This is a genomic window from Butyricimonas sp. Marseille-P2440 (assembly GCF_900091675.1).
Taxonomy (GTDB): Bacteria; Bacteroidota; Bacteroidia; order Bacteroidales; family Marinifilaceae; genus Butyricimonas; species Butyricimonas synergistica.
Window position 1 is genome coordinate 1,633,025 of sequence record NZ_LT594610.1, and the last position, 25,865, is coordinate 1,658,889.

22 protein-coding genes and 1 tRNA gene are annotated in these 25,865 nt (G+C 43.1%); 15 read left to right on the forward strand and 8 right to left on the reverse strand.

Going from position 1 to position 25,865, the window contains the following annotated elements:
- Nucleotides 1-65: 65 nt before the first annotated feature.
- Genes BN8899_RS17920 through BN8899_RS17930 form a run of 3 tightly spaced genes read right to left on the reverse strand, consistent with a single transcriptional unit; the run spans nucleotide 66 to nucleotide 2,954 of the window.
- Nucleotides 66-1,247 (reverse strand): transglutaminase-like domain-containing protein, encoded by a 1,182-nt coding sequence (locus tag BN8899_RS17920; RefSeq protein ID WP_065220399.1) that lies wholly within the window; start codon nucleotides 1,245-1,247, stop codon nucleotides 66-68.
- A 3-nt stretch (nucleotides 1,248-1,250) separates the two neighbouring features.
- Entirely contained in the window at nucleotides 1,251-2,246 is a 996-nt protein-coding gene (locus BN8899_RS17925; RefSeq protein WP_018336140.1) for a dihydroorotate dehydrogenase-like protein, read from the reverse strand.
- Nucleotides 2,247-2,252: 6 nt separating this feature from the next.
- On the reverse strand, nucleotides 2,253-2,954 hold the full coding sequence (locus tag BN8899_RS17930) for a YggS family pyridoxal phosphate-dependent enzyme (protein WP_065220400.1): 702 nt from the start codon (nucleotides 2,952-2,954) through the stop codon (nucleotides 2,253-2,255).
- Between the two features lie 111 nt (nucleotides 2,955-3,065).
- Here BN8899_RS17930 and truA point away from each other — a divergent pair, with 111 nt between their 5' ends.
- From truA to BN8899_RS17950, 4 genes are all read left to right on the forward strand, one after another.
- The gene (truA, locus tag BN8899_RS17935; protein ID WP_018336138.1) at nucleotides 3,066-3,812 is read left to right on the forward strand and encodes a tRNA pseudouridine(38-40) synthase TruA; all 747 of its coding nucleotides are present in this window, start codon (nucleotides 3,066-3,068) and stop codon (nucleotides 3,810-3,812) included.
- Nucleotides 3,813-3,828: 16 nt separating this feature from the next.
- Nucleotides 3,829-4,971 carry an Lnb N-terminal periplasmic domain-containing protein gene (locus BN8899_RS17940; protein WP_065220401.1) on the forward strand — a complete coding sequence of 381 codons (1,143 nt, stop codon included), beginning with the start codon at nucleotides 3,829-3,831 and terminating at the stop codon, nucleotides 4,969-4,971.
- Between the two features lie 89 nt (nucleotides 4,972-5,060).
- Nucleotides 5,061-5,133, forward strand: a tRNA-Phe gene (locus tag BN8899_RS17945).
- Nucleotides 5,134-5,235: 102 nt separating this feature from the next.
- The gene (locus tag BN8899_RS17950; RefSeq protein ID WP_065220402.1) at nucleotides 5,236-6,441 is read left to right on the forward strand and encodes a site-specific integrase; all 1,206 of its coding nucleotides are present in this window, start codon (nucleotides 5,236-5,238) and stop codon (nucleotides 6,439-6,441) included.
- Between the two features lie 119 nt (nucleotides 6,442-6,560).
- On the opposite strand, the gene BN8899_RS17955 is transcribed toward BN8899_RS17950, so the two are convergent.
- On the reverse strand, nucleotides 6,561-7,151 hold the full coding sequence (locus tag BN8899_RS17955; protein WP_065220403.1) for a hypothetical protein: 591 nt from the start codon (nucleotides 7,149-7,151) through the stop codon (nucleotides 6,561-6,563).
- Nucleotides 7,152-7,258: 107 nt separating this feature from the next.
- Here BN8899_RS17955 and BN8899_RS17960 point away from each other — a divergent pair, with 107 nt between their 5' ends.
- The 4 genes from BN8899_RS17960 to BN8899_RS17975 all read left to right on the forward strand — a co-directional run bounded on the left by BN8899_RS17960 (nucleotide 7,259) and on the right by BN8899_RS17975 (nucleotide 12,423).
- Nucleotides 7,259-7,693: a DUF5675 family protein gene (locus tag BN8899_RS17960; RefSeq protein WP_065220404.1), complete on the forward strand. Its 435-nt coding sequence runs from the start codon at nucleotides 7,259-7,261 to the stop codon at nucleotides 7,691-7,693.
- Nucleotides 7,693-10,383 carry a phage terminase large subunit gene (locus BN8899_RS17965; RefSeq protein ID WP_065220405.1) on the forward strand — a complete coding sequence of 897 codons (2,691 nt, stop codon included), beginning with the start codon at nucleotides 7,693-7,695 and terminating at the stop codon, nucleotides 10,381-10,383. The genes BN8899_RS17960 and BN8899_RS17965 overlap by 1 nt, the downstream gene beginning before the upstream one ends.
- 9 nt (nucleotides 10,384-10,392) lie before the next feature.
- On the forward strand, nucleotides 10,393-11,412 hold the full coding sequence (locus BN8899_RS17970; RefSeq protein ID WP_065220406.1) for a hypothetical protein: 1,020 nt from the start codon (nucleotides 10,393-10,395) through the stop codon (nucleotides 11,410-11,412).
- A 372-nt stretch (nucleotides 11,413-11,784) separates the two neighbouring features.
- A complete protein-coding gene (locus tag BN8899_RS17975) occupies nucleotides 11,785-12,423 on the forward strand; it encodes a hypothetical protein (RefSeq protein ID WP_065220407.1) in 639 nt (212 codons plus the stop codon).
- 207 nt (nucleotides 12,424-12,630) lie between these two features.
- Here the strand turns inward: BN8899_RS17975 and BN8899_RS17980 are convergent, their stop codons facing one another.
- Entirely contained in the window at nucleotides 12,631-13,272 is a 642-nt protein-coding gene (locus tag BN8899_RS17980) for a hypothetical protein (RefSeq protein ID WP_148375521.1), read from the reverse strand.
- 75 nt (nucleotides 13,273-13,347) lie between these two features.
- On the reverse strand, nucleotides 13,348-14,721 hold the full coding sequence (locus BN8899_RS17985) for a hypothetical protein (RefSeq protein ID WP_065220409.1): 1,374 nt from the start codon (nucleotides 14,719-14,721) through the stop codon (nucleotides 13,348-13,350).
- A 391-nt stretch (nucleotides 14,722-15,112) separates the two neighbouring features.
- Between BN8899_RS17985 and BN8899_RS17990 the strand changes: the two genes are divergently transcribed.
- The 7 genes from BN8899_RS17990 to BN8899_RS18020 all read left to right on the forward strand — a co-directional run bounded on the left by BN8899_RS17990 (nucleotide 15,113) and on the right by BN8899_RS18020 (nucleotide 24,258).
- Entirely contained in the window at nucleotides 15,113-15,400 is a 288-nt protein-coding gene (locus BN8899_RS17990; RefSeq protein WP_065220410.1) for an HU family DNA-binding protein, read from the forward strand.
- A gap of 96 nt (nucleotides 15,401-15,496) precedes the next feature.
- Nucleotides 15,497-15,706 (forward strand): hypothetical protein, encoded by a 210-nt coding sequence (locus BN8899_RS17995; protein ID WP_082987120.1) that lies wholly within the window; start codon nucleotides 15,497-15,499, stop codon nucleotides 15,704-15,706.
- A 96-nt stretch (nucleotides 15,707-15,802) separates the two neighbouring features.
- Nucleotides 15,803-16,090 carry a helix-turn-helix domain-containing protein gene (locus BN8899_RS21390; protein WP_065220411.1) on the forward strand — a complete coding sequence of 96 codons (288 nt, stop codon included), beginning with the start codon at nucleotides 15,803-15,805 and terminating at the stop codon, nucleotides 16,088-16,090.
- Between the two features lie 635 nt (nucleotides 16,091-16,725).
- Nucleotides 16,726-19,680: a FimB/Mfa2 family fimbrial subunit gene (locus BN8899_RS18005; RefSeq protein WP_065220412.1), complete on the forward strand. Its 2,955-nt coding sequence runs from the start codon at nucleotides 16,726-16,728 to the stop codon at nucleotides 19,678-19,680.
- Between the two features lie 8 nt (nucleotides 19,681-19,688).
- Complete coding sequence (locus BN8899_RS18010; RefSeq protein ID WP_065220413.1) at nucleotides 19,689-21,338, forward strand: hypothetical protein; 1,650 nt, start codon at nucleotides 19,689-19,691, stop codon at nucleotides 21,336-21,338.
- Nucleotides 21,339-21,715: 377 nt separating this feature from the next.
- Nucleotides 21,716-23,500, forward strand: coding sequence for a MutS-related protein (locus BN8899_RS18015; protein WP_065220414.1), 1,785 nt, complete (start codon nucleotides 21,716-21,718; stop codon nucleotides 23,498-23,500).
- A 56-nt stretch (nucleotides 23,501-23,556) separates the two neighbouring features.
- A complete protein-coding gene (locus BN8899_RS18020; protein WP_065220415.1) occupies nucleotides 23,557-24,258 on the forward strand; it encodes a hypothetical protein in 702 nt (233 codons plus the stop codon).
- Nucleotides 24,259-24,262: 4 nt separating this feature from the next.
- Here the strand turns inward: BN8899_RS18020 and BN8899_RS18025 are convergent, their stop codons facing one another.
- Both BN8899_RS18025 and BN8899_RS18030 read right to left on the reverse strand, forming a co-directional pair.
- Nucleotides 24,263-24,862: an aminotransferase class IV gene (locus BN8899_RS18025; RefSeq protein ID WP_065220416.1), complete on the reverse strand. Its 600-nt coding sequence runs from the start codon at nucleotides 24,860-24,862 to the stop codon at nucleotides 24,263-24,265.
- A 19-nt stretch (nucleotides 24,863-24,881) separates the two neighbouring features.
- Nucleotides 24,882-25,853 (reverse strand): aminodeoxychorismate synthase component I, encoded by a 972-nt coding sequence (locus BN8899_RS18030; protein WP_065220417.1) that lies wholly within the window; start codon nucleotides 25,851-25,853, stop codon nucleotides 24,882-24,884.
- Between the last annotated feature and the right edge of the window lie 12 nt (nucleotides 25,854-25,865).

Here is a 25,865-nt window from a genome sequence, read left to right on the forward strand (position 1 = left end):
CGTGCGCAAAATAAATCCCAGAAGCACTAACTTCCGGGATTTTCTATTCAGAATATCTGATTCTGTTACAGATGCAATTTTACCTCTACCGGTTTCTCTTTCACTTTCACGTTCTCGCCTACCCACTTCCCGTTTTTATCGAAATAATACAGCGTGTACTCTTTGTTCTTCTCCACAACAAATTCCAACACGTCGTTCATATCCTGATGGGGTCCGGCGGTACGTCCGCCACCGATCTGGTCTTTCCCACAGAAAATATCCACGTTGGCAGCCACCCGATCATCAGACTTACGCATATTGCGTTTATTCTTATACATCGAAACTTTCATCTTCACATGGTTTCCACCTTCCAACTGTTCGTTATATACTTGCTTGTAAATATCCAGGTAACGTTGCGTCACGTTCAGAGCGGGCACGTACTTGATATTAAAGTCCCACACGAGCGGGAAACTTTCTCCTGTCGGTTTGAAGGAAGTAGCCCAAATAGCGTGCATACGGTCATTCGGGTCGGCTTTCCCAGCATCGGCAAGGAACCAAGAACGGTCTAACTCGTTAGGGTAGTACTCGGTGAAGTACCATTTTCCGTCCAACCATACCTCGCACCAGTTATGGTTTCCCCGGTTGTCGTGCCAGTTGGCTGTCCCGGCAATACGCGACGGGATACCGACAGCACGGAAGGCATCCGTCAGCAGGATGGACAAACCGCTGCAAGAAGCCATATGCTGGCGCATAGATTCGAAAGGACTCTGGTCGGGTTTCTCGCGTGCCGTATTGTAATCCACTTTCACCTCGTCACGGATATTCCGGTTCACGGCAGCAATGGCTTCTCCCAGTGTTTTGCAATTCTCCACGTAAGGAGCAAAACGCTTGTAAAAATCGGCACGCCAGTTCTCACGGGTTTCGTTCATGGACGCATAGGGCAACACGTCGTTCAAGAAAATAGAATCGGGTACGCTCTTCGCCCAGGCAAAGCGGTTACGAGCCTCGTAAGCTAACCGGACATTCGATAATAAATCGTCGCCTTTCATGGAAATCAGATCCCGCTCCGGCATATAAGCGATCAGAAACGCAACCCCCTCCTTCATCTCGGGAGCGGCATCCTTCAACGCCTTTTCCAACTCAGCCTGATTGGTACCAGCTTTCAGTAAAGCGGTGTCCAGTAACACATGATATTTCTCCGGTACACCCGGATATTTCGCGCATGACACGCACACGCAACACAACAACAAGACAAATAGTTTTTTCATGAATTATAAGGATTTGTTACTAAAGTATTTCATAAACTGTGCACGTTCGTACAAGTCGGGATTCTCGATCGACGAGTAGGACAACATCCCCCGAAAATCTTCAATACGCTCAAAAGCCTTGTTCTCCATCCATGTTTTGATAAAACTATTCATTTCTTCAATCACCGGAATGCCTTTCTCGTAAAGCACAGAACACAATTGCACGGTGGTAGCCCCCGCCAACAACAACTTCACGACCGCCTCGCCACTATGCACACCGGTAGAAGCAGAAATCTCCAGTTTTTTGTCCTTGCCGGCAAGGATGCCCGTCCACCGTAACGTAGAGCGCAATTCCGAGGCTGTACTGAATACGGAGGCAGCTCCCATCGTCAAGGTGTTGATGTTGATGTCCGGCTCGTAAAAACGGTTGAATATCGTCGTGGCATTCGCCCCGTAAGCCTTCATCTTGTCCACGAATGCCGAAAGGTTCGTAAAATAGTGGCTGATCTTCACCGCCACGGGAATTTTCACCTGTTCCTTGATCGACTTCATGATCTCGAAATACACGTTTTCCACTTCCACACTTTCCGTGAACTCGTTCACGGGCAGAATGAAAACGTTCAGTTCCAAGGCATCCGCCCCGGCATCCTGCAATTGGCGGGCAAAGCTGATCCATTCGCCACCACTAAAGCAGTTTACGCTGGCAATGACAGGGATAGACAAACGGCTCTTGGCTTCGCGCACCAGCTCCACGTACTTCTGTATCGTGTTAGAACGGATATACGCCTTGATATAGTCCTCAGCCTCTGGGTAAGCATCGCTCATCCCGTACCCAGCATTAAACACACCGCTCGTTTCCTGATTGATTTGTTCCTCAAAAATAGATTTCAACACGACCGCTCCCACTCCCGCTTTCTCCATCTCTACCATCTTGTTTACCTCGGACGTCAATCCGCAACTAGCTGCGATGATCGGACTCCGTAACTCCAAGCCCATGTATTTTGTCTTCAATTCTGCCATAATAAATTAATTTATGATTTTAGGTTTTAGATTGCATAAATATTGTCTCGCCCCAAATATCGAGCTCCCCACCCTCACCATCGTGCTTCCTTCCTCCACGGCAATCCCGTAATCCCCGGACATACCCATTGACAATTCCTTGAACCCGGGCTTGTCAGCGAAATAGCGTTGTTTCAATTCCTCGAATATCTTGTGCAAATGCCGGAACTCTTCCCGCACCTGCGCCAGGTTATCCGTGTTCGTCGCCATTCCCATCACCCCCTCGATCCGCACGTTCTTCATGTTCGCGTAGCTCTCGCTTTCCAATAATGCTGCCGCCTCCTCCATGTTCAGACCGAATTTCGTTTCCTCCTGTGCCACGTGGAATTGTAGCAGGCAAGGAATCACCCGGTCATGCTTCTTCGCTTCTTTATTTATCGTTTCCAGCAATTTCAAACTTTCCACACCGTGAATCATCGCCACAAATCCTGCCACGTACTTCACCTTGTTGGTTTGCAAATGCCCGATCAAGTGCCACTCTATATCTTTCGGGAGTACCTCGTACTTCTCCGCCATTTCCTGTGCCCGATTCTCCCCGAACACCCGTTGTCCAGCGTTATACGCCTCCTCGATCGCCTCTACCGGCTTCGTTTTCGATACAGCCACCAGCCTAACCCTTTCCGGCAAGCTATCGACTATCCGTTTCAAATTTTCAGCTATACTACTCATCTCTTTTCAACGTTTATCAACGTCCGTGAAAACTATGGACACACAAATATAACGTAAAATCTATAATTTCTCCCCGATTTGTGTTAATTTTGAACCTTGAAAAGGAAAGATATGCACAGGTATTTTATAGAACTAGCTTACAACGGGAACGGATACAACGGTTGGCAAATCCAGCCCAATGCCCCTTCCGTACAGGAAGATATAAACAAAGCCTTGTCGCTGCTGCTGAAGCAAGACATCAACGTCACTGGTGCCGGACGTACCGACACGGGCGTGAATGCCTCCTTTTTCGTCGCCCACTTCGACAGCAACGCCCCCGTAACGGACACGCAAGCACTGACCGACAAGCTAAACCGCTTTCTCGGAAAACATATCTCCATAAAAGAGATCTATCCCGTTCTCCCGGAAGCGCACGCCCGGTTCTCGGCTCTCTCGCGTACCTACAAGTATTACATCAACAAGACCAAGAACCCATTCACCTACCCGTTCGCCTACACACCCCACCCGTTACCCGATATCCGACTAATGAACCGGGCATGCGAACTGCTGGGGCATTACGAGGACTTCACCAGCTTCTCGAAGTTGCACACGGACGTAAAGACCAATATCTGCCGGATCATGGAAGCCGGGTGGGAAGAAACCGACGAGCAACTCGTCTTCACGATCAAGGCAGACCGTTTCCTACGCAACATGGTGCGAGCTATCGTGGGAACTTTGCTCGACGTGGGGCAGAAACGAATCACGCTGGAAGAATTCCAACAGGTCATCGAAAGCAAAGACCGTTGTAAAGCGGGCACCTCCGTCCCCGGGAACGCACTGTTCCTCTGTGATATCAAGTACCCGCCATGTAAAATATAACTCAACACGAGATATCATGAAAACGAAAATATCTACACTATTCGCACTCGTATTGTGCATTTTCAGCCTCAACGCATCGGCAATCAAACTGTCGAAGGATGCCACCATCAGTATCCTCACGTGCGCACCGGGTAACGAACTTTACTCCCTCTTCGGGCACACGGGAATCCGCATCACCGACGAGGCGAACCGTCTGGATATCGTGTTCAATTACGGTACGTTCGATTTTGAAACCCAAGGTTTCTACTTCAAGTTCGCGCAAGGGCTACTCCCTTACCAACTATCCTGCACGGACTTTGACTATTTCGTGAGATCTTACCACAGGGAAAAACGCAGTGTCTATTCACAAACCCTAAACCTTGATTCTATCCAGAAACAATACCTGATGGATTTACTGGTAGAGAACTACCAGCCTCAAAACCGTTCCTATCTCTATAATTTCCTGTATGACAATTGCTCTACCCGTGTAAGGGATATTATCGAGAAAAGCACGGATAACCATATCACGTGGACGGCTGAACCTTCCACCAAAAGTTTCTGGAACCTGCTGGACGAATACCTGCGCCGTTCCCCGTGGACGCAATGGGGTATCCACACCATACTCGGCTCCCCGGCAACCTCGACCGCCACGACACGGGAACAGATGTTCCTGCCTGACTACCTCATGTACCGCCTGGATTCCGCCGCATATAACGGTAATCGGTTGGTCGAACCGATAGAGGTCATCTACCAAGCCCCGGAACAAGACTTAAGTACCCCGTGGTATCTCTCCCCGTTCTTCGTCTTTGCCGTTTGCACATTAGCATTTATCCTGCTCCTGCAAAAGTACAAGAGCAGACGATTGCTGAAAGCCGTCGCCATCCCGTTTTTCATTGCCACGGGTATCATCGGCTGCCTCATCGTCTTCCTCTGCTTCTTCACGAAACACCCCACGATGTTCCCCAACTTCAACGCCCTTTGGGCGAACCCTCTTAACCTTATTGCCGCCTTTTTCCTCGGCAAAAGGGAATTGCCGTGGATCATCAACAAATACATCTCCGTGTACCTCTATATCCTCATCATCGGCTTCCTGCTTTGGTTCCTATTCATTCCGGCAGTACCCTACGCCTCGATGGTCATTTTCGTGTGGATGATGTACCTGTGTATTCGCCTAAGGTAAAAACACAAATAATATTTTTTCCACTTTTTGTGCCCGACGCCTTGCAAGTTCAAATAAAACCTCTATATTTGCACTCGCAATTCAGCTATGGTGCCATAGCTCAGTTGGTAGAGCAAAGGACTGAAAATCCTTGTGTCCCCGGTTCGATTCCTGGTGGCACCACTGAAACAGAGAGAGTTACAAAAGTGACTCTCTTTTCTTTTATAGCTGTTTTTAGGGTTTTTGGATAGGATGTTTAAACCATGTTTAAACCGAGATTTAGACATGAGCACGTCTGTTTCAGTAGTTTACTACACATCAAAAACATTAAAGAATGGAAATCACCCGTTAATGCTAAGAGTTACTCAAAATCGAAAAACTAAATACGTGAGTTTAGGTATCTCTATTCATCCCGATTATTGGAATTTTAAGAAGAATGAACCTAAAACAAATTGTCCTAATAAGGTTGCCATTCAAAGACTTATTACAGATAAGATCAAAGATTACACGGGTACAATAATTGATTTAGAAGTGGAGAAGAAAGACTTTACCCCAACTTCATTAATCGAAAAGGTTGACAAACCAACTAAAAGGCTAACAGCAGGAGAACTATTTCTACAACAAATCGCCCAGCTCAAGAAAGAAGAAAGGTTCCCCTATGCGGCATCTTACAAGCAAACATATAATTCATTAATTGAATATAACAAGCATTTGGATATATATTTCTCCGATATAGATGAGCAATGGTTAAAGAAATATGAAAGTTGGTTAAGAACTAAAGAAATAGCGGCCAACACTATTGGCATTCGGTTTCGAAACATTCGCACACTATATAATGTTGCCATTGATGAAGGACACGTTAAAAGTGAATGTTATCCTTTCAAGAAATATAAGGTTTCAAAGTTACATGAAAACACTCCTAAACGAGCAATAGTGAAAGATAAAGTAGTCAAGGTTATCAAACATAAGGCTACACAACCCGATCTATACAGCGAGTTATCAATTGACCTGTTTACTTTCTCGTACATCATGGGAGGTATCAATTTCACCGATATGGCGAGAATCAAACATGATAATATTATTGACGGACGTTTGGCATACAAGCGAAAGAAGACTAAAAAACTAATATTATTACCTCTTCAATCGAAAGCGATAGAAATCATAAATAAATACAGGTCTGATGACAACCCGTACATCTTCCCTATCCTGTCAACCTTCCACAAAACGGAACAACAGAAGTTGAACCGAATTCATAAGGTTATAGGTAAAGTAAATAAACATTTAAAAGCCTATGGAGCAGAATTGAAACTTGATAAAAAACTAACTACTTATGTTGCTAGACATTCATTCTCTACCACGCTAAAAAAGGCTGGTGTTAGTACATCTGTTATTAGTGAGGCTCTCGGACACAGTTCAGAGAAAGTTACTCAAACTTATTTAGATTGTTTCGAGAACGAGCAAATGGATGCCGCAATGACAAACCTTTTATAAACAATAATACCGCTTCTCCATTTTCGGGGAGGCGGTTATAATAAAAAAGAGCCTTCCCCCCAAATTAAATTGCCAGCGAGGGGGAAGCCTCTATAACTTAGTCATAAAGCACTAATCTCCTAAGATTGCTCCTTCATTAGTCCTAAAACTTGTGAAACAGCATTCGTTAGTTTCTTAGCCTCTGTGAGTTGCCATTCGGATGGACTACCCGTGAGAGAACTAAATCTAGCTTTCGCCATTTCTAGCTCTGTATAGATTTCGTCCTTCAATACTTCTGTATTGTCCTTGTACACAACTCCAACGCCCAAGTTGAGAACTAAATCAACTTGCTTGCTACCAGCCATTGCTATGTTCTGTGCAGCAGCAAAAGGATCCAAGCCCAATTCAACACAATCACACTGAAACATAATGTTAGCCAATAACTTTCTGAATATAATATCTCTCAAAATAGAAAGATAAATATTTAGGGTTATTCCTGCCGTTTCACTAATCGCTCGATCGGCAACAGCTCTTTTTGTTTCTTTTGATTGGCTGACTTGCCTAGGGAGACTTCTTGAATAACGCTCGTTCACCAAAGTAAACGGGTTCTTCTTTCGAGGACGCCTCGAACTTTCTCTCTTGGCAACAACAGGTACATTTTCTACTTCTGATAAATTATTAGCATTCGCATCATTACGAATACTACTTTGATATAGGTCTTTTATTTTCATTTAGCTCTTTTTTTAAATTAAAAAAAACAACTTAAAAGATGTATATATTTGATATATTAGTATAAAAACTTCAAAGTATTCATCGGCCTATTCTTACAAAATGAGAAATGGAATTAAAACTCAAAAGAATACACAAAGAAGAAAATTACACGATTGGAAAACTGTACATCAACGACAAATGGTTTTGTGATACTATTGAAGATAAAGTAAGAATTCTTCCCCCGAAATGCAAGAACACAACTTCCGGAAGCCAATGCCATTGTAAAGAAAAAATTTATGCCCAAACAGCAATTCCTCCCGGTATCTACAAAATCACGATGGAATATAGTTCCAAGTTTAAACGCGTATTACCCTTTTTGCATAACGTTCCACATTTCACGGGAATTTTGATTCATCCTGGGACAGATGAATCATCTTCCGCGGGGTGTATTATTGTCGGAAAAAATACGATGAAAGGGAAGGTACTTGAATCAAGAGTCACGTCTGATTCTCTAAATGATATATTATCCAAAGAAAAGGAAATTATTATTACCATCGTATAGTGGCCACGAACAAGCTAAAAGCACCTCATAACATTAAAATCGATTTCCAACCCTCGTCGAAACAATACGAGCTGTGGAAATTATTACAGCCGGATTATTGCCCGTGGTGTGGAGGCGAAATCGAGCAAATTCTAACCGGGCATGACGCGCAACAAAACCCACGATATAAACCTCGCTGCAAACAGTGCAAGAGCACGAATCTACCACAGTTAATCTTGGGTGGCGGGGCTGCCGGCGGGGGAAAAATGGGGTTATTGGATTCAACTGTTTGTACCCCGTTTGGTTTTAGAAAAATTCGTGATTTAAAAATTGGTGATATTATTACTTCTGCAACAACCGGGGCTCAACAACGGGTAATCAAACTTCACCCGATTGGGTCTTTTGAATTTTACCGGGTACATTTCGTTGACGGTACCTATTTCGATTGTTCGGAAGGTCACCTATGGCAACTACATCAAAGTCGCAAACGCACGAGGAAGAAAGATGCCGGGGGAAACCGATTGAATGAAAGAATATGGACAACTGAAATGATATATCAATGGTTGGAACGGAAGAAAAGCGGTATGTATAAAGGATGTAATCTAATTATTCCCTTGTGCGCTCCCGTGCAATTTACACAAGGTAACAGGTACAAGCATGCTCGCGTCGTTTCTCCTTATGTTCTAGGGGCTCTTATCGGGGACGGGTGTATGACTGATTCCGTCATCAATGCAAATGCCATACAATTCACCACGATGGATGAGGATATAGTTAATCACTTTACACGTGACGGGTACAACATGAAATGTTGCCAAATAAAAAAAGGCAACAAGGCAAAGAGTTATCTAATCCACGATTATACTTTAGTACAAGCCTTAAAAGACATGGGGCTCGCCGGACACGACGCTTCGAGAAAATTTATTCCTGAACAATACAAATACGCGACAATCGAGGAACGCAAGGAATTAATACAAGGATTGATGGACACTGACGGGTATGTTGACAATCGAGGACACCTTTCTTACTCTACAATTAGCAAGAGATTGGCAGACGATGTGGCTTTCGTTATTCGTTCTCTTGGTGGTAAAGCTACTATTAAAAAGAATAGTGCCGGGTATAAAGATAAAGCGGGAAACTTCGTTAAATGTCAAGATGTTTACGACGTCTATATATCTACACGATTCGATCCCGAGCTAGTATGTCTTCCCCGCAAAAAAACGCGTTGCCGTTACGAGTTTAACGGCGGGAACTCCATGCTAGGGAAAAGAATTTCTAGTGTTGAACCTATTGGGAAAAAGACTGGTCGTTGTATCACGGTAAATGAACCTGAAGGATTATACGTGGCTGATGATTTCACGGTCACACACAATTCATATCTTGGTAGCACGTGGCTTATAAGTTCTTGCATGAGATTTAGTGGAGTGAGAGCCGTGGTTGCAAGAAAAACACTAAAATCTTTAAAGGAGTCCACATGGAACACGATCAAAACAATCTTGAAAGATTGGGGGCTCGCCGAGGGAATAAACTACAAGATAAATAATATCGAGGGAACACTACTCTTCTGGAACGATTCTATCATCATAATGAAAGAGATGAGTGACGCCCCCAGTGATCCCAATTTTGAACGATTCGGCTCCAGCAAGTTTACCATCGCGTTCGTTGACGAGGTATCTGAAATCTCGGAACGGGCGATAGAAGTGTTGTTTTCTCGACTCCGGTGGAAGATTCACGACACGTTCAAGACTCCAAGGATGTTACTCACGACCAATCCCACGATGAACTGGGTTCGTTCAAGGTTCGTGCAGGATGATGATGGAGAGAAAGTCACCCCGAATGAAGGTGAGGCGTACATACCTTTTACTGTGTTTGATAACCCGGATGTGGCCTTCAGGCAAGTTTACGAGGCAGCCTTGAACAAGATCAGGGATCAAGCGACAAAAGAAAGATTGTTGTACGGGAATTGGGACTTTATCGAATCTAACTCGATGGTAATATACAACAAGTTTAATGGAGAAAAACATCTTGTTTCTGGCTTGAAAGAGAAAGTGTACGATCCCGGCAAACCCCTGATCACGATCTGGGACTTCAACGTCGCCCCGTACATGTCAACGTTAATCGCCCAGATAGATTACGACAACAAAATCGTTTACATTCTCGAAGAAATCATCGGTAAAGCCGAGGACAAGGAAAACAACACCCCCACTCTAGCGAGAAAATTAAAACAAAAATTTTACCGGGAAAAACAAATTGGCGGAATCGATGTCACCGGTGATCCCGCCGGGCTACAACGATCCACGACGAACGAGGACGGGATTAATAATTACACTATTATCTCGGATACATTTGGCAAAGGGGTCTTGCGTCCCCGGGTTAAATTGCTAAAGAAACAACCGCCCCAGGTAACCCGTTGCGAGTTCGTGAACGAGGTGTTCACGGGCTACAACGGGTGGGGCATTCAAATTGACATCCGGTGCAGGAAACTAACACAAGACCTGATCTACCAGCTAAAGAACGAGGACGGCAGCAAGAACAAGAAAAAAGTTACTGACCCCAAAACGGGAGTCAAGCACGAGAAATACGGGCACCTCTCTGATTGTCTGGATTATTTACTGTGTTATTACTTGAGAGATAGCTGGTACAAATACAAACGGGGTGATGACGATGGAAGTATTCTTACAACGGCACAATACAACGAGGGTTTTAATTACTAGACGAATAACATGTACAGGAGATTTTTAAACAACAATGACTATCTCGGGATAATAACCCCGGAAGCCCTCGCCCAGATCACGAGGGGAGATAACGAACGCTTTATTCAAGCGGAGGAATCGGCAGAAATGAGTATAGTAGAATATCTTAGCGAGAATTACGAGATCGAGAGGGAGCTGAACAAGGGAAAATACATCGCTGAATACGATCGACAAATATGTTATCCTTGCGGTGCCCATGTTTATTATCAAGGCAAAATACATGAAATAATCAAGGCTATAGGCGGCTACAAGGCTCCCGCTGACGTGGAATACTGGGACGAGATAATTGACATTAACATCGACACCGAAAATCTCCTGCGTTATTCTCAATTTGAAACGTATAGAACTGGCGACACCGTGCAATACAATGACTCCGGGTACATTTGCTTGCACGACAACGGGTACAAGTTTGAGAACATTAGAATTCCAATGGTACACGGGTGGATCGAGGCAGAAACTTACGTCTGGCAACCTATCGACTACAATCAATGGGAAATCGTGTCATTCGAGGGGAACTATTACACATTGTTGAGCCAAGACTATTTCGACAACAATCTTACCCCAATGGAGAGTGACAACTGGGGTGCCATTGCCGATTATAGCAAGGAATACAACGAGTACGAGCTATCAGAACACGAGTATGTTGTTTACAAGGATAAAGTTTATTACCCGGAAATTGACGTTAACGCTGATACCCCAGCCCTTGGCTACAATATCTCCCAGGCTGATCCTAGAAATTACAACTTGAAAAAACACATGACACGCCTTACCATTTATGAACTCACGAAATTGATCGCCCCCAATAATGTTAGCGTGATCCGGGTTAAAGATTACGAGGATTCCATCAAGTGGCTTAACGATGCTTCAAAACTAAAGATTAATCCCCAGATTCCTCGAAAAATTGGAGAAGACAGAAAACCCGTTACGGATTGGCAAATTTCTACCTTTCAAACAGAATTCGCCCCTTACAAGAACCCGTGGCTCACGTGAATAAATACAAAGATTAGTATATCATGGAGTGTTTTTTATCATAAAAGCCCTAAAAATGAGATCAACAAAAACACAAATGAATTAAGCAGATTATATAAACAAAATAAAAATGGTCGTATAAGGTAATAACAAGAAATGGCATAAAATAATGAATGCGTCTTTCGTTTGTGCACACCCATCCGAGGTTACTTTGTTAATATTTAATAAAAAAAATAATTTCTATATTTTACCCAATGTTGGTTTTGCGACAAATTTATCGTATCTTTATAAAAATTACGATTACATTGTAGTTAGTTGGCAATTTATCAATAATGAATAATATATTCCACGTGCAATAATTATAGTTATTAACTAAATTTAAAACCGATTGTCATGAAAACAAAATTAACATTCATTAGTTTCATTGTGCTTATTCTAGTTGCCTGCCAAAAAGAACAAGTTGAAACAAAAATTGACAACGACGACGAACTAAAAAAAATCGAAGAAGTTTATGGAATTCAATTTAAGGCTATCACGGAAGAAGAAGCGAAGGATCTACCCTTTATTCCCCTTGAAGTATTAAAGGAATTTTTAGAAAATCATGCATTATCCAGAGGAAGAATTGAAAAAGAATGTCCTACTATTCTGTCTTGGCGTTCACCTTTAGATCTATTTCTATACACTAATGGTGTTGAATTTCACCTCTCCATACCCTACAAAATAGATTTTACATGGGAATTTAGAAAAAATGTTGATCTAAACCTTAGCGTAGAGCTTAAAGATGCTTTTGCTCTAATCGCAAGTAGGATATATAGATTCCCTTTTGAAAAAAAATTCGAAGCCAATGATCCCTACTCTAATATGCATAGCCTTGTCGCACAAATACAACTAAATTTTACAACATATTCAAACAACCAACCTCATACCTTCAGATTAAAAATCGAAACAAATATATCTTTTAAAATGGGTAGAGATATGGAGCCAATAAATGCACCTTACTATGTTAGCATGACTTACACTTGGCTGTTTTAGTATACAGTAATAACTAAAATACATATTGAATTTCTATTCTTATTTCAACAATACCGATAGAAATTTATCTATACTAACATAAGACGACTCTATCATCCCAAATACATAACTATTTTAACAAAACAGTCTTCTTTTGGAAGACTGTTTTTCCGATAAAGATCTTCACGTTTATACTAAACGTGAAATTTCTAGATTTAGGAAAATGCATTAATAATAATCGCCATCCCAAGAATCCCAATTTATTTTATTATTTGTATTATAATTGTAATACGTATCTTCTATTTCTTTTGGAGTCAACTTTGCCGGATATTTTATCTTTGGCATTTTTTCAGAAAGCTCAAGCTCTTTTCCAATTTTATACAATATCTCATAAGGTTCAATAGTAGAAGGTGATAACAATTTATTGATTTCTCCCCTATATGGAAAAGGAAATGGATGACTATCAATTCTAATCCCATGCCCCGTCTGTACTTCATAACGTAATACATCCACTAGTACCCTTGTCTTACCCTGCTCTAAAAAATCCAAATAAATCGCTATTTCTATTTTTACGGGCAAACCTTTATTGTCTTTCCTATAAACATATGATGGAACTTTATTTATGTTCCAAACACGAAAATACGGGGTTTTATAATAGTTTTCTTCTCTTGCATTTTTATCGAAATCATATCCAAACCCAGACACGGCAAATCCCCTGTATTTATTCATTCCTAAACATGACCATATAGCTTCTTTTACTATTTGGAATGATTCATCAAATACCCATGATGTTGGGTTTTCCTCTTCTAAGGTTAACACGTTCTTCTCTGCATACCAAGCACTCGTCATTGTTCGATTCCATACGATCATACAAGCTAATAATAAAACACAAGACAAAACTATCAGCCAATTTTTTTTCATCCTAATACACTTCATTACAATACGTTATAAATTACTGTATTCCACTTTCCAATACCGTAGTATTACTTCCGCTTTTCCTCCTTGCTCTGAGTAATTATCATTCCCGTAGGCAATTTCCATAATATGTTTTACAACCTCTATTGTTTTCATTGTTCGTTCTGGAGATCTTACCCATGAATCCCATTTTACATGTTCGGCTATTGCAGAAACGCTCCCCCAATCAAAATACTGAAAACCACTATGACTAGGACAAAAACTATCAGTAATCCCATGTACAACAATACCCATATCCCAATTATCTCCTAACTCAATACTCGAATCCAAATATTGTTTTAAATGTATTTCAAAATTCTCTTGGGCCTTTACAACTGATTGTTCCTGGCTAGTTCTCATTGCATGAAAAACAGCTTTTTCTGAAGATTGATTCCCTATCAATAAATTATCACACCATTTACTTGCATTTTCAAGTACAATCATAAGATCCGAAGGCAAATCCAAACTTTGAATTGCCTGTAATAAAATAAACGCATGTGATGATCCTTGCCATTCCCCCATCGCCTCTACCAATTGAGAAAGAGCCTCACTATTATTCTCTCCTCCAGGGCTATTTCCGGGATCAGGATTTGGATTTATTGGTGTAAATGCCCCATCAACCCAATTACAAATTGCGACAAAATCATAAAAATATCTTCCCATATAATATATTTCACTACAAACATTCGTGGGACCATAAATACGAACAATATTATCCAATCGCTCATTTAGTATGTTTCCATTATAATAAAAGAATGGCGTATCAGATGGGGTATCTGCAACAAACCTTCTATAATAATATCCTGTTCCTCCATGTCCTGTTGAATTTAAATAAGTCAACATTTCTCCCCTAAATCGACTTCTGTTACTTGCTGATATATTAAATATTACACCACGTTCTATACTTTCATAATCTTGCCACCCTTTTTTCCAATTTTCGAATGTATTACACACATCACCGACGTACATTCCACATTCCCCCCAGTTATGTACTGCTCGACTTAATACCTCCCTCTCTTTTTCAAATTTTAGACAATACGCTAATAAATTCCAACACTCAAAAGATATTGCTAAAGAATCTATTCTAGCTACTGCATTTTGCCATTCATGCAAATCTTTTCCTTGGCTATCTATCATCTTATCTCGTGAAAAAACATATTCCTGTGTTACAGATACAAAAGCAGGATTATTATATAATTCATCGTATAATTTTTCATCTATACGCAAAAAATTTTCTACAGTCTTGTTTACAATCTCTACCTCCGTCTCTTCTTTCTGACACCCCCATATCAATGCAATTACTGCTGTTAATACCACAACTCTAAATATTATGTCTTTAAAATAAATAAATTCGATCTTTTTCATAAACTTACATTTTTAATTTTGGCATATTACAAGAGATTTATTAAGACTAAATCTAACGTTATAAATTAATCCTATCCTCTAATTCTAATACTTCTACAAATATATAACAAAAAAAATCAAGAAATTGTACCATAATTGTATCGATTTTCCTTAATATTTTCTTAAATTATTTCTTCGTATTAGTATTAAATTCTACACACAAAGATAAACCTATCTAGAATCAAGATATTTACCAAATAGATATTTATAATATTAGTTATTATATATTAAAAACACCTTGTCGTTATATCTCTCACAAGTTATACTATGACAAGAGAGAGGAAATCATTATTTCTGCAACTTCCACGTGAATAGCCACGTGATAATTATTAATTTACGAAACATCAATATCATGACAAAAGCAGACATAGTTAATAGAATCGCGGTAAAAAGCGGTATTTCAAGAAAAGAGGTTGAAGTTATCGTGTCCAATCTAATGGAAACGCTTAAATCTAAAATGACAGAAGGAGAGAATATCTATCTGAGAGGGTTTGGCTCGTTCATCATCAAGGAAAGGGCACAAAAAACCGCCCGTAATATATCCAAGAACACGACTATAATTATCCCGGCACACAAGATCCCGGCTTTTAAACCCTCGAAAGAATTCGTGGATAACAACAACCTACAGGGCCCGCCATAGAAAGCGGGTCTTGTTTTTACATGAAACACGTCAAAAATAATCACCAAATTTACCGTTACTCGCCCCTTCTTCCTATTCTTTGAAAAAGAAACGAACATGGAATACATCGCGATTGAAAAAGAAGGATTCGACTCGCTACTTGAGAAAATTAATGAATTAACCCAAGACATAAAGCAATGGGAAAATGATACCAAACGAGATAACTGGATTGAAAATTCAGAACTCTGCAAATTACTGGGAATCTTATCACGCACTCTCCAGAATTACCGACAGCGGGGAGTCTTGGGTTTTTTCTACCATCGGTAGAAAGATATACTACAAGATTGAAGACATTCAAAAACTTATAGTGGAAAAAGGAATTTCTTCAGTAAACACACGGGAATTATTCAATAAATAATAAACATGGAATTAATAACAAAAGAAGACTGTGAAGACATTATCGGCTCGTTAGAGTTATTATCAACCTTATTCAAGACCCACGTTTCTAACCACAAGCCAAATTTGAACGGGGAAAGGTTTTACTCGGGTAACGAGATATGCAAACATTTGAACATCACCAAAAGAACTCTTCAAGAATACAGGGATTCTCGACAAGTTTCTTATATATCGCTTTTTGGTAAAACGCTATATAAAGAATCTGATATACTTATCCTTTTACAAGAAAACTATATCCCAAGATTGAATTACTAAACCCTTCCCTTCATTCCTTTTTCATAATTGTTAATTACTGCTACCCCACTAACAAACAACGCTCCATATAGAAAGACTTTAGATGAAATTCCGTATTTTTATCATGAGGTTCTTTGAACCTGTTGATGCAAAACGATGCAAACAAAAATATGACCATTCATGGGTAATTCTAAAGACGTTATTCTAATACATTGGTTAGCAATCAGTTATTAAGATGGTTCGATTCCTGGTGGCACCACAGGAAATGAGAGAGTTACGAAAGTAACTCTCTTCGTTTTTACAAACAAGAACCGGCTTTTTTGACAAGATGTTTAAACCGAAAATTAAACCGACAGATTCCCAGCTATACACTATTTTATGCGTCAAAATCATCCCTATAAAAAGCATAATCGGGTTTTCTAAAACCAGTATCTGGTTGCAGATTTGTTTCGAATTTCGCATATAAAAAAAAAATTATCTACAAAACATCGAAATTCGAACACATATTTATTCATATTTACTCTATCAGAAATACACCGAACTATAAATACTCCCCAAAGAGCACCAATACTTGTAGGACAAATTATATTTTTACATTATTAAAAATCAGGCTATAAAGTGATTTATTTGAGATGTAAAAACGCTTATTTGGGAAAATGATTAAATACATATATATTCTTTTCACTGGTATGTTATGCTTGCTTGTTTCTTGTATAGAGGAACGCTTGACGTCGGAAGAAACCGACGAGGAGGCGGCATATATACTTGTGCAGAGAGCTAACTCGTTAGGATCGACCGATCTGCTGGATAACGAAATCAAAACACTTAGAATATTTGCATTTCGCGCAAACGGGAAATGCGTGAGCAACGTATTATACAACGCAATGTTGAACGAAATCATAGAACATCCTATAAATGAAGGTATTTATGATTTCGTGTTCTTGGCTAACGAGCCAACATCGTTGAATATCCAAAACGTGCTGAACACCATAGGTCAATATTCAGACCTTGAAGGAGTCACGTATCCCGAGTCGGCTTTCCGTGCGGACACACCGATCCCCATGTTCCAAGAGATAAAGAATGTTGAAGTTCTTCCCGGCAAAGGGAGAGCAAAGGTAAACGGAGGATTGGTACAAAATCCACTTCGATTAAAACTCGACAGGCTCGCATCACGGGTGGATATCATGTTGGAAGCGGAGGAAGACTTGACGAATTACTTCACCGGAATTACTATCAGCAACGTTCCTGACGGTATCAAATTAATGTCTGACGACAATGGGGCTTTCGGTAGAACTAAAACTCGTAAATATACTTTAGCAGATGATGCCGATCATTTTTCAAGTGCGACACCGAGTGTTGAACAACAGGCCCGGGGAATTGTATGGGTACGACATATCACCCGTTTTATTCTGCCTTTCAACAATTTCACGCCGGTAGACAATGTAGATAAAGCCTTTGACTTAACCGTGGATATGAAAGACCGGTATAGCCCTTCCTGCAAGTTGAAGATCGCAACAAACGGCGTAAATGGTGCGACAAAAGATAACTACACGTTACCTTTCAATTCTGCCCTTCTTCTAAAAGGGATCATCAAGATTCCCCTGGAACTTAATGTAACATTAACACCCTGGGGGGAAGAGGATCATAATTGGCAGATGGAAAATTACTACTTGAACGTTTCCGAGGTCAACGTAAGCATTACCGATTTCAATGGTGCGAGAATAACTTTTTCGTCCAATATGCCGAAGGTTCATGTTTTGCCGGACTTGTATGTAGGGGTGAGCGGCAATACCATCATGCTTACCGAAAAGGTATTCAATGACTTGGTATTCATGCCCGTGATGAACAATCCCTGGTTTGCACAATATGGTAATCCGGTGTACGACGGAAAATTCGTGAAATATGAAACCTCCCGCTTTAGCTATATATATGATACCGAATTAAAAACGGGATCGGGGTACATGGATATCCTGCTGGATGAATATAACGAAATACATAATAAAACATTCCGGATTATCTTGTCCGGTGAAGCTGATGAAGGAGGAAAATTACAGCGGGAAATTAAAGTGAATACCCGGCAGGAAGGGTATCGTTTTGATGGTATCCATTGGGCAGGGTATTACGTCGGAGCTTTTTTCAAGGATACAGAAAAAGGGGAACGTATTATCACGGGACAAAAACCGAGGGTTGAAAACACGACAGACCTTGGCGAGTGGCAGGTGTGGATAGAGCAAGGAGACGGAGATATTGTTTTGAGTACAACCCCCAGTTTCGATCCGTCCGTCGGAACAGATACGCCCGGTGATGCCGAGAATTATCCGGTTCGCCCTAACCAATTCAAACCACATGAAAACGGAAGTTACATCACGGGAAGAGGTCGGATTTATTTCCGGGTCGCATGGAAAAACGCTAATCCCAATCCCGTGGTTGACAACGGGCTAAGAAAGCCAAGATACGCGATACTGCATTTATCCCACAGGTGGGCTGCCTATTGGGAACCGACCACGCGTATTTATATACGACAGGGCGAAGCTGCCGATTATCTAATGACCAACGGGGATATTATTGCGCTTGGTCCCCTGGCGGGCAACACCCGGACGAAAGCGGGTAAAATATCTCCTTTCAATCTGACCGCTCCTGCCTACAAGAACAAGGGCGAGAATAATTATTATGACCTGGCACAGACAAAGAGTGCCGTATTCGTGGAATACCCGACCCAAGTCGGGGCATTCTTCCAGTGGACATCGACAGGGCACCCGCGCAGGGCATATCATCCCACGAAACCCGTTAACGGTTATTCTTCCACGGATGACTGGGATGACGCTATGGAGGCTCAACCGATATGGGACGATGGCACGGGAACCGGGTATATATGGAATCATAAGGCAATATCCGAAGTTTGTCCCCCGGGGTATCATCGCCCGAATGACGGGTACACGAATCAAATTTCATATAACGGACCTTACCCGAACTTCAAGCGTTTCTGGCCGACACCGGTAATAGAACGTACCGATCATTCCGGCACAGCCGCAAACGGCAGCAACGACCTGACATACACGGCGCAGATCTCGAATTCGGAATGGCGACAGTCGTTGGCACTCAATCCCGTCGCAGGGGAATTATTGTTCGGGTTCGAGGCAACGCTTGATATTCAATACGGAGAACGAGAAGGGTGGAAGATTTATCGTTACCCCACGTCGCCGGCATTTAACGAGGATGAATCACAGGAAAAAAATATAAAAGCCAAAGATGGCTTCTACGCGGACGGCTATTTCGATCGTCGCCCGATCAAGAAACAGCGGATCGCGGACGGAACCGATCGTTACGGGGTGAGTATCAATACGTCGCAGGTGGCTTACCGGGGGTGCATATTCTATAACCCAACGACAGGAGCCTCCGTGTTCTTTCCAGCAGGCGGGCGCAAGGAATCCGCTGGAGGAGGATTGATGTACGCGGGAGAAACTGGTTATTACTGGACTTCTTCAGCATCACCACTATTCCCGAATTCCTTCCGTAACGCATGGGCACAGGAAAGTCGCGGAAGTTTCGTGGGTAGCGTGTCAACTTCGGCTTCAACAGGTAATTTAATCCGTTGTTTTCGAGATAATTAAACATTGAAATGAGATACATAAAAAGACATATTACATATCTGTTTGCCTTACTGGCTTTGCTCTCGGCTTGTAGCGAGAAGGTAAATGAAACTACCTATACAGAGGATACGAAAGTACGGTTTGAACTTTTCACGAGAGCCAGGAGTTACGGGCTTCCTGTTTCTCGCATCGGGGCGGACGAAGACGCCCTGGACAGACAACCCTGGGTACTCGTTTTCTCGGGAACGGGAGGAACGGCTAGTTTTGTCGAAGCAGTTCAAGCCGAAATTCTGAATAACAAGACCTATGTTTACCTGGATGTACAAACAAGTGCATGCCAGTTATTGATATTGGCAAATCCGCCGAGTCAGTTTTACGTGGGAGGCACCGGGTATTCCTATACTTCTGACAATTTCGCGAATACCTTGGGTAGTCGTAATCTGGATTACGCTTGCAAGAACTTACTCTCGGAACCCTTAACGAACCCGCAGTACACCGTACCGTATGTCGGACAGAAATTGCCGATGAGTGATCTGGTCAGTGTTTCCAAGATTGATGCCAGTATAACAATTCCACAGATAAACCTGAAACGCGTGGTCGGAAAAGTAATCGTGAAAAATACGGCTCCCGACTTTATACTGCAAGGAATTACAACGGTGACAAATATTCCCAAACAGGGACAATTTCATAACCTAACCGGGACGTTACTGATAAATAATTTAGTGGAGTACAGAGGCCATGCCTCGTATAGTACGGATATCGTGAACGCAGAAATCATCACAGCCACGGAGCAAAGTACGGAATCATCCCCGCTTTATCTTTACGAATCGAATACGCAAACGAATGATTCTTATCTAATCATCCGGGGTATTTACAAGGGAGCGAGTTATTTCTATAAAATGGCATTTATCAACAACAATCAAAACGTGTTGAATATATTGCGGAACACAGAATACGAGTTCACGATTACCTCCGTCGGGGGACAAGGTTTCACGTCGATAGAAGATGCAAAAGTATCGCTGGCATCCAATTCCAACTTGAAATTTACCACTTTGGTTCAAAATGATTCGGGTTACGAGATTATGAGCAATAATGATTACTATTTGGGGGTAACAAACTCTCATTTTGAACTATATACCACCGGGGGCACGACAGATGAGTACACCGCATTTACTCTTATAACGGATTGCGGACGCACGTTCCCCGTGAGACGGACGATTACTTCACTGACAAGTGGTTTGGAAATCGTTTCCCCAGCGGACGGTAAGATTCCGGTTGGAACCACAACTCCTTATGATGTGAAAATAAAAGTAGCGGCGGGATTCACGACAGGGCAGATTGAAATATACCTTGGAAATCTGAGAAAGATTGTAACTGTTACCCGAAAAGACCGGGTTGCTTCCGGAACCGCAACGATCACCACGTTTATGGAGAACGGGTATTATATTTCCGCCCGCGTGGAGGATTATAGCAATCATACCTGGTTACAACTGGCTCCCGGAGATGGTATCGTTCGTAACGATCCGGATTACATATACGTGGACGACGGATTGATTACCTTGAAGATCGCAAGAGGTATAGGAGTCGTGAGGAACGGGACAGTATACGTTTCGGCAAGGGAAGGAACAGAAACCAAAAGGATAAAAGTTTATATCACCCAAGCCATAAGACAAGTATAGGGTCAGAATCCACGACATTCACAAACGGAACTAATTCCAAGGAAAAAGAATTGAATTCTAAACCTCACTCTTCTTGAACAGCGGGAAGTCACGTGGTAATCCCGGTGTAGTTTCGATGAAGATAAGGATCAAAGACGTTTCACCTTCGATTCAAAGACGTTTCAAAGACGCTCACGAAGGTCTTTGCACCGAAGTTGTTCCGAAGTTGTACCGAAATTAACTTGTATGATCAACGGCTATACCATGGATCATCACCCTAACCACCCCGGGTTCTCATTTAGATCAGGAAATCACTTGATTTCTATTGAAATATTTTCCCATCATTTTAATAATTCCCCGTTTAAAGGTATATTCGCGGGAAACAGAACACAAGTGTCATGCAACAACCCGAACAATATTATTACGGCAAGCTGGAAGAAGTAACCGCACTGCTGAAGAATCACAAACAGAAACGCAATGCTATCACGCTAGTAAAAATACTTCTATTCCTCGCCGCCGCTTTCTTTATCTATCTATTTTCAACCACGGGTACAATCGCTTACCTATGTGCTTTTTTCGCCGCCATTGCGATCTTTATCTCAATAAATATATTTGAAACAAAATTACTAAAGAAAATAACCTTTCTGAACGAATTGAAGAAGTGTTCGGAGGTGGAACTAGAATACTTGTCGGGAGAATTGCAACACCTTTTCCCGGGCAACGAGTATAAAGACCAAGCACATCCCTACGCCCATGACCTCGACCTATTCGGCGACAACTCGCTCTTTCAAGCAGTGAACCGGACCATCACCCCACACGGGAGGGAAAAAATACACCGTTGGTTGCTCCACCCGCTAAAGTCCGGTGAAGAAATCACCTCCCGCCAACAAGCCGTGACCGAACTAAGCAACTCCCCGGACTGGTGCCACGCGTTCCGAGCCACGGGGAACAGTCAAGCCGTGTCCAGTCTTGCCATGGAGCAAATCGAAATGTGGCAACGGGAGCAAGAATCATTGCCCCGCTGGATGACGCCTTTCCTTTATATCTTCCCGGTAATCACCATTTCCACGTGGTTATTGAATATTTTCTCCGTCATCCCCTCGAACATCCCGCTCACTCTCTCCTGTCTCTCGCTTCTGTTTTGCTACATTCCGGCAAAACGGACATTCCGGGCACATTTGCGATTAGACGAATTTACCCGTTCATTCAGTAACTTGCACGAGTTAATCCACCATTTCGCCTCATTCCCGAGCCAATCGGAGCAACTCCAAGCCATCCGGCAGCAATTATTCTCGTCCTCGTCAAACGCAGACACAGCCCTACGCTCCCTGCGCAAGATACAGGAAGGCTTTGACCAACGCACGAATGTATTGGTGGCAATACTGCTAAACGGGTTATTCCTGCGGGAGTTACACCTGCTGAAACGCCTCGTGGCATGGAAACAGGAATATGCCGAGGCTATCCCCGCGTGGGTAAATGCCACGGGAGAGCTCGACGCCCTCGTCAGCCTTGCCAACTACAAGTACAACCACCCCGATTTTGTCACGCCCAAGCTGAACACCGAAGTGATTCTGCAAGGCACCGGTATCGGGCATCCCCTACTCCCCGCCGACGGCTGCGTGACAAACGACTTTGGCATCGATCACCTTCACGAATTTTACATCATCACGGGAGCGAATATGGCGGGCAAGAGTACCTTCCTGCGTGCCGTCGGGATAAACCTCGTTCTCGCCTGTTGCGGTGCAGTGGTGCGTGCCGCCACGTTCGAGTTCCAACCCATGGGCATATTCACGAGTATGCGGACAGTGGATAACCTCGCCAAGGGGACATCCTATTTCCACGCCGAATTGCTCCGCCTGCAACAACTTGTCACGATGGCTGAAGGGGAAGAAAAGACATTTATCATCCTCGACGAGATATTGAAAGGAACAAACTCCCGCGACAAGCTCAACGGTTCCCGCCGCTTCCTTCAAAAATTGCTCACGCTTCCCATCGCCGGGCTCGTTGCCACCCATGACCTCGAACTCGGAGCCCTTGCCGACGTGCAACCGGATCATTATTTTAACCGTTGTTTCGAGATCACCCACACGGACGACGACATCGTGTATGACTATAAACTTAAACCCGGCATCAGCCAAAACATGAATGCCTCGATACTACTGGAAAAAATGAAATTAGTTTAAGCGCGACAAACCTTTCAGGCTTTTTTTCCGTTTCATTCTTTAAACAAGGAAATGCCATGAAAGTACACGCTCTATTATTAGTATCTATTATCTTCATCCTCTGCGGATGCAAAAATAACACAAAAACCAAAGAATCACGCCACCCCTCGACGTCCGCGGACACCGTGTTGAGTGCCATGCCTATCCCCGCCTCCGACTATTACTTCGCGGGAGAATACGTGCTCCAGGGCAAAAAAGCCACACTAAAAGATTGTGCCACGAGCGAATCGCTCGTCATCGCCTTCGGGGAAACCTCCTACAAGGTAGAGAAAGAATACACGGCGTTACACTTGCCGGAGGGGACTCCCGTTTACGCCCGGTTCTACGGTTACCTCGTGCCCGGTGACGAGGCGGAACAAACCCCGTCGCCCAAGCTGGTAATCACCCGCATGGTCAGCCTCAACCCAGAAGCCACGTGTCTGCCCTCACGCCTGCTGACGGGAAGTTACTTCACTTACATACCCAATAATATCAAACCGTCCGAACGGTTCACGTTCACGCTTTACCCCGATTATACCTACAAGTTCAGTATTCTAGACATCGCAGCTAACACGTCGAGAGAAGCCAACGGGACTTGGTATCTGCTAAAAGAAGATTATATTCAATTCGCCAGCAACCCGCTCACGAATTTCCGCAGTGAAGCATTCGTCAATTACGACAAGATGGAATTGACGTTCAAAAACAGTAAACGAGTATATTACCAGGAAAATCCGGAATAAATGATCAATATCTCACGGCATCCGTCGGGAGCGACACGTTATCCTCTAGTCCGATCATCGCGTTGACCAAATACAACCGATCGTAGCGGGAAAGTTCTGTAACCGGAATAGAGCGCACCTGCACGTCCCCCTCGTCAATCAGGCGGCGGCGACAAGTTCCGTCAAGCAAGAAGGTGTCGGGCGTGTACAAACCCGTGGCATCTTCCAGCACGACATTCGAGAAGGATGTATCGGTAATCATCCCCCGCCGCACGATAAGCACGTCGTCACATCCCTCCCGCAGCGCAAGCAAACGTTCGAGCCCAGAACGATCAGTGGATTTAAAAGCATAATCTATCCCCTCCCCCTCGACTAACCGCAGGGAAGCGATCTGTCGGAATACATACGGGGTGAAAGTCACTTCCCTCACCATCGTATCGTACACCACCCGGCATTTGACCAATCCCCGGAGTAACTCGTCCGGTATTGCCCACCCGGACAAATCCCAATCCAAAGAACAACCGAAAACGGCAAGCGCCGTTGCCCGTGCCCTCCGTTCGTGATAAGCCGGATGGCAAAACTGACCGTCACATACCTTGATTGTTTCTACAAAACGACGCTCCATTTTATCTCGTATTTCAATTCTAACATCCTGTAAACGGTAAATACACCTTTTTCAATACTTCCTCGTACTCTGCCCGGCAATCGCTATTAATCGTGATCCCCCCGCCACTACGGAAATAGAACTGACCGTCACGCCATTCGACAAATCGGATCATCACTGCCGAATCGAATTTCTCGCCATCAAAATAACCGAATACCCCTGTGTAATAACCTCTCGTTTCCCCTTCCGCACGGGCAATAATATCCAGTGTAGAGGGTTTCGGCGCACCGGAAATAGAACCGGCAGGCAATAACTCGAAGACAATATCCCCCAACCGGGAAAAATAATCCCCCTTCAAGTCCCCCGCCACCTCGGAACTCACTTGCAACACCTCGCCATTGCTTGTATGCAAGCGATCGATATAACGGAAACGGGGAACCCGCACGTTCTCGGCTACCCGGTTCAAATCGTTCCGGATCAGATCGACTATCGTGTAATGCTCGGCACGTTCCTTGTAATCCTCCAAGATCACCCGTTCGGCATCCGGCACCCGGGCATCGATAGTGCCTTTCATCGGGTACGATGAAATCACCCCTTTGTCTATCCGCACGAATATCTCGGGAGAGAAACAGACAAATTTCCCCGGCAACAGTAAACGATAAAGCGAACGTGCCCGGTGGAATATCCCCTCCAGCGTCCAATCCGTTTCAAGGGCGGTAGCCACAGTCAGGTTTAGCAAGAACGAATCGCCCCTCATCAGTCCCCGCCTTACTGTATTGAATTTTCCCTCATACTCTTTACCGGAAACGGGATGCGGTATAAACACCTTTCCTGCCGGAAAATCTATTCGGGGCGCATTCGTCACACCCCCTACCTCAAAAAGGACGTCCTGCTGTTGCAAAGGAGAAGGTATAAAAAAGCCCCCAGTCAACTCAAAATCCACTCCAAACAGGAAAGGTTCCCGTCGACCACCCCATTGGTTCATTCGTTCTCTTACCTCGTTCGCCGTCATTCCTAATTCCTA